General features: G+C 53.7%; 4 protein-coding genes. All 4 read right to left on the minus strand.

All coding sequences use genetic code 11. The annotated features are described in order from the left end of the window. On the minus strand, positions 1-940 hold a 940-nt coding region (locus tag AC6F7T_RS03140; protein ID WP_500716516.1), incomplete at its 3' end, for a glycosyltransferase. 37 nt (positions 941-977) lie between these two features. Next, positions 978-3356, minus strand: a complete 2379-nt coding sequence (locus AC6F7T_RS03145; RefSeq protein ID WP_500716517.1) for a hypothetical protein — start codon at positions 3354-3356, stop codon at positions 978-980. Positions 3357-3609: 253 nt separating this feature from the next. After that, positions 3610-4269: a cytochrome c3 family protein gene (locus AC6F7T_RS03150; protein ID WP_500716518.1), complete on the minus strand. Its 660-nt coding sequence runs from the start codon at positions 4267-4269 to the stop codon at positions 3610-3612. A gap of 321 nt (positions 4270-4590) precedes the next feature. After that, the gene (locus AC6F7T_RS03155; protein WP_500716519.1) at positions 4591-5664 is read right to left on the minus strand and encodes a 6-bladed beta-propeller; all 1074 of its coding nucleotides are present in this window, start codon (positions 5662-5664) and stop codon (positions 4591-4593) included. Positions 5665-5719: the final 55 nt, after the last annotated feature.

A 5719-nucleotide genomic window follows, 5' to 3' on the forward strand; every position in this document is an offset into this window, starting at 1 on the left:
AAAGATTCACCGTCTCCCGCACGGTATAGACCGGTTTGTTCTGCACCTCGTGATAGGTGCGGGTCATCAGTTCGCCGAGCAGGCCCATGACAATAAACTGGATGGCGGTAAAGAAGAGGAAAGCGGTAAGAATGGTGAGGGGATTGCGGTTCATTGGCAGGCTGTCGAAAAACTTCATATAAATGACCGTCGCCCCGGCAATGCCGCCCAGACAAAACGCGCCGAACCCCCATTTGCCAAAGAGCTGCATCGGGCGGGTGGCGTAGTTGAGGAGAAACTTGACGGTGATCAGGTCGAGCACCACGCGCAGGGTGCGGTCGATACCATACTTGCTCGTCCCGGCCAGACGTGGCCGGTGGTTAACTTCCATCTCGGTGATCCTGGCGCCGACCTGGCTGGCCAGCGCCGGGACAAACCGGTGCAGCTCACCGTAGAGATTGACATGCTCCAGCACCTCGCGGCGATACGCCTTGAGGGTGCAGCCGTAGTCGTGCAGGGCGACCCCGGTCAATACCGAAATCAGCCGGTTGGCGAGCAGCGATGGCAGCTTGCGGCTGACAAAAGCATCTTCGCGTTTGCGCCGCCAGCCGGAAACCACATCGAACCCTTCATCTATTTTGGCCAGCATGCGCGGGATATCCGCCGGGTCGTTTTGCAGGTCGGCATCGAGGGTCACCAGCACCGCCCCGCTGGCCGCCGCGATCCCCGCCGCCAGCGCCGCTGTCTGACCAAAATTGCGCCGCAGCCGCACCACCTTAAGGCGCATGTCGTCGGCGGCACAGCGCGCCAGCAGGGTGAACGACTGATCGCAGCTGCCATCGTCGACCAATACTGCCTCGACCTTTCCGGCAATTGTATCGAGCGCCGCTGATACCTCACGGCACAGCGGCGCAATATTTTCTTCCTCGTTATAAACCGGGATAACCAGCGATACATCCATGAATTTTACACTCCATCCCCTTCATTCCACGCGTTACTCAAATAATCTTGGTCACCCGCACCTGAATGCGTTTTTCTGTACGTTCTTCAGCAGCATCCGTTTCCGGTCTGAACCCGTAGGCGTAATTGATATCAAACTTGAATTTACTGTATGCAACCCCCGCCCAGGCCCTCCCGATGATGCGATCACTGTCGTTACTGCCGTTAGCAGCGGTGTCCGTTAGTGTTTGATAGGTGACCGAACTCCCCATAAAAATGCTGTGGCGGGGAAAATATTCGGCTCGCAGTTGCAGCGACTGCACCATCTGCTCTGAACCATCGCGATCAATCCGTTCCCAAGCCAACCCTTCAGAAAAGGCAGCCAGCTTGCGAATCACACCGTTCGTCACCCACACAGCATACTGCGCATTCTGCTCAAATTTTCCGATCGTGCGACTTTCCCCCTGGCGATATTTTTCATACGCCAAATCGACCGAGACACCGGCTTCAAAAGCCCGGGTCGGTCGATAACGAAGGCTGCTGGTGTGCGTATAAATCCACTCCTGCCGCTGCGTCGAGCTATCGAGGTAACCGGTATTAACCGTTGACTCGCCAGCGAAATCACCACCTTTCAGACGATTGTCAAACGATCCGTCCAGAACCCGGCCACGATACGCAAGACGCTGGGCGAGTTCATAATTTTTCTGCTGCACGCTCCCCGCGCGCAACCAATTGGATGTGAACTCCACGCTATTCGTCATATTCCTCGACACTATATGTTTGGCAAACAACCGCAATTCGTTCTGCACCGAATCCTCGCTCTCCAGGGCCTGACCATCAAGGCTGGATGTACTGTAACCACCCATAGATTCGGTGCGAATGCTCCCCTGGTCACCGGTAGAGTAAGACAGCGAATTATTGAGACCCAGCGTCCAGCGTTGTGTCACTGGCTGTTCGTAACTGACCCGCGCCCTTTGCTCAAACCGCTCCTGCGTCCCCCCGGTCACGGATTCACTGCTGAGCCAGCGGCTTTCGAGACGCAGGCGGCAATCGTTGCTCGTAGCGCGCAGGCGGCGACCGGCAGAGCGTGTCCCTATCTCCAGAGAAAATCCCGCGCCCGTCACATCGGCATCGATCCGGCGGGTCTGCTCCGCATCGAGTCCGAGGGTCAGCATGTAGTTTCTGGAACGCCAGGTCTCAAGATTTAACTGCGCGTGATGACTGGTCGTATCGATAAAAGGTTGACTCCCCGCGCGCTGCGTGCTGTCCTTTTTGGTCTTCCAGTTAAAGCGCCACAACGTATCGCGATCTTGCTTAAACGAAAGATTAAACGGCACGTCAAGCCTTTGCGTAATCTGATCCCCCCGGCGTTTGCGCTCAAAGGAGAGGTAATTAGTGGCGCGCAGATTGGAGAGCGTCATCGCGGTAAACAGGTTGTAATTATAACGGTGTTCAAGCGCCTGCACATTACTCTCATTTTGAAAGAAATTCCTTGTTTCGCGGCTATAGGTGAGGTCGGTCGAGAGCTGAATCCAGTTGGTCAGGTTGATCCATTTACGGTTCAGGGTCGGATCGATGACGCCGAGGATCACCTGTTTGCGTTCATAGTTGTTTTGCGGGTCGATATAATCGGTAAAATCGTAGAGGCGGTAATGGAGCCAGTTGTCTTTCTTGTTAAGCGACACAAACGCCAGATCGCGGCTACGGGTGTGTTGCGGCGTATAGCTTTTCAAATCCTTGTTAATCATCTGCTTGTAATCGATGAGCAAGCGAGGCAAGGTCGAGAGCATTTCGCGGTAGCGCCCGAGGTAGCTGCCGTTGCGGATGCCGAGCAACAGAGTGAACCCGGCAGTATTGCTTGAGCCGTTGGAAAGATCGGAGTAAATATTCGGATCGATCAGCTGACCACTGAAAAATAACTGTCTTCCCGACAGACCCTGGCTCGTGCTGCCGCGATTATCGGTAAAACTGGTCTTTTTCATGTCGTGGGCAAAAAGATGAAGGCGAAACGGCAACCCTGCGGGCGCAAGCTTAACATCGGCATTGTAATATATCTTCTGCGTATCCAGGCTGTCATCAACCCCGTATTGATCATCCGTGGTACTTAACTGCACCGCCTCGCCCCCCAGCAGCCAAGCGTAGGAACCCAGCCGTCCCTCCATCAACGAGCCTTGCGTTTTGTAAAGAAGCCCCAGGCGCTTGGCAAAGTGGCTCTGCTCATTTTCCTGAGCGCCCTCTTGTGACGAATATGCCGCATAGTCGAGCATCACCTCGCCACGCAACTGCCCGTTGTCTGCCGCTACCGGCGGGCAGAGCAAAAACAGCAGTATGAGCGTTAAGATGTAGGGGCGCAAATTTTTCATCGACTCAAGCAATCGGCCAACCGTTAACTGTGACAAAGGAAAGATCCGCAACAAACCGAGCAAGTCATGATGCAATTATCGTTCCTTGAAAATTAACGGCTTTTCGGGGGCACGGGGCGGAAAACAGCTCCTTGAGAAGCGGCGACAGAACGCCGATTAGCATAGTGGCACAGCGACATGGCCACCGGGCTCATAAAAAGGGTCAAAACTACGCATTTACACAGTGAACAGCTGCCATTATGCCAGCGCAGCCGCACCCGTCCAAGCGGACAAAAAAAATGGCGGAGACCGCAGTCTCCGCCATAACATCAAACCAGATGATAATCAATTACTTGATGTGACAGGCCAGACACAGAGCCGAACCGGAGTTGCTGATGCGCAGGAACGGGCTCATGGAATCGTTATGCACATCGTGGCAGGAAGAACACCACATGTCGTTGCCAGAACCGTAGGAAAGTGCACCATTAGCCGTGCCACCACCCAGGGTTGCTTCAGCAGTAGCTTTGGCTCTAATTTCAGTATCAGAACCACCGTCAGCCGCAGCAACGGCAGTGTAGGAAAAACCGATCGGGTGATCGTTACTCAGGTTTTCAGTGTCGCCACCGATGTTGGCGTTAGCACCGACTTCAGTCAATGACCCTGCATTAAAAGTACCAACGTTCGGCGGATTTTGCAGCACACCCTGGATAGATGCGCCGTCATGACAGGAGAGACACAACGGAGCATCAGTATTGTTGACAGAACCAACGGTGATGGTCGCATCAAGGGTAGGTGTGTTGTAAACTGCAGTAGCAGAAACGTTAGTACGGTTCCACAGCGGGGCGTCAGCGACAGTAATGTCAGCGCCGTGCGGGGTGTGACAGAACACACAGATTTCATCTGTGCCAGCACCAGCAGTGCTGAGATCGTGTGCAGTACCGGCGATGCCGGCGATGGCGGGGGCGGCAAACAGCGACAGCGCTGCTACCAGAACGAGAACCTTCTTCATTTTAGTACCTCCTGTTTTCCCGTTATCCAATATAACGGGGTTGTTAAAATCTTTCCCCCGGACCATTCCGTGGAGAAAACCAGCAAACCTGGCAAAAAGCATGAAGCCTGACCGTTGCCGGAGTAAGCTCTTTTGTCTTTGCTATCCCATAGAGTAGCAAACGCTGTGCCACAAAAAGCAATCGGTGCCAATTGGAAAACAACTCTACGTAATAACAGAATTTTTTTCGGATTAACATTTTTCCAGATCCGCTCCCCCCCCCCTCGCCTTGGCTTTGTTCGGTGATTTGACACCTTGGGATAAAGTAATTTGACGGTGTCGCTATTTTCCCTTCAGGACGTTTTCCAGTCGCACCCGATCTTCCTCGGTCACAGGTCGTTTCTGCAGATAGGCTTCACTCAGGTATTGCCACACCGAAAAACGTTTGTTGAGCAGGTCCGCGACATAGATCCGGTCGTCCTGATCGATAAAAATCGACCGCGGCGCGGAAAAACCGAGCGCTGCCGAAGTCAACTTCCCCCCTCCCGTCACCAGCAGCAGGCGCCCTTCGGGGGTATAGGTCAGGATATGACCGCGGCGGGCATCAACCACATAGAGGTTGCCGTCGCTATCAAACGCCACATCTTTTGGCGCCTCGAACTGATACACCTGATCACCGCGTTTGCCGAACTGCCGTACGAACGTCCCGTCGGGATCGAATACCTGCACCAGGGTATTAAACTGATCGGCAACATAAAGATTTCCGTCCGGGCCGAAAGCTATTCCCTGAGGCGAATAAAAGTTACCCTGGCCACCACCCAGCTTGCCGAAACTGAACAAATGTTTGCCAGCCAGATCATAAACAACGATGCGATGTGATTGCCCATCGGAAACATAGATGCGCCCGCGCTTTTCATTGATGGCCAGATAGGCGGGACGGGTGATTTCCTCGGGGGTGCCGAAAGTGAAGAGCACCGTTCGATCTGGCGCAAAGACAAAGATCTTCCCCTTCTGCGCATCGGCCACGTAGAGTCGTCCCTGACTATCGAGCGCCAGGCCGACGGGGGAAGTAAAGACCGATCTAGACAGATAGAACTCGACTGTTTTGGCGTTGAAATCATAGACGCGCAGGTTACGCCAATGGATATCGGAGACGTAAACTTTCCCCTCTCCATCACTGACTACGCCATATGGAGATTTGAACCTGGCCAGTGCCGATGATCCGAGAATGCCGGCTGTAAATTCCTGAAATGGCGTTTTTTTAAAATCATTTTCCGACGCATAGACGCCGATGAATTCAAGCCGTGAAACCTCCGGCGGCGGCGGGAAAAGGATCCGCGGGCGTTCCTTTGGGGCACAACCGAAACACAACAACACCAGCAAAGCACAAAACCCGTATTTTTTGATCACCGACATAGCAACACCTCTTGATGGGAGTGAATGGTAAAGCAAAAGTAAATCAAAGACTGTT

It is taken from the genome of Pelovirga sp., assembly GCF_059864205.1.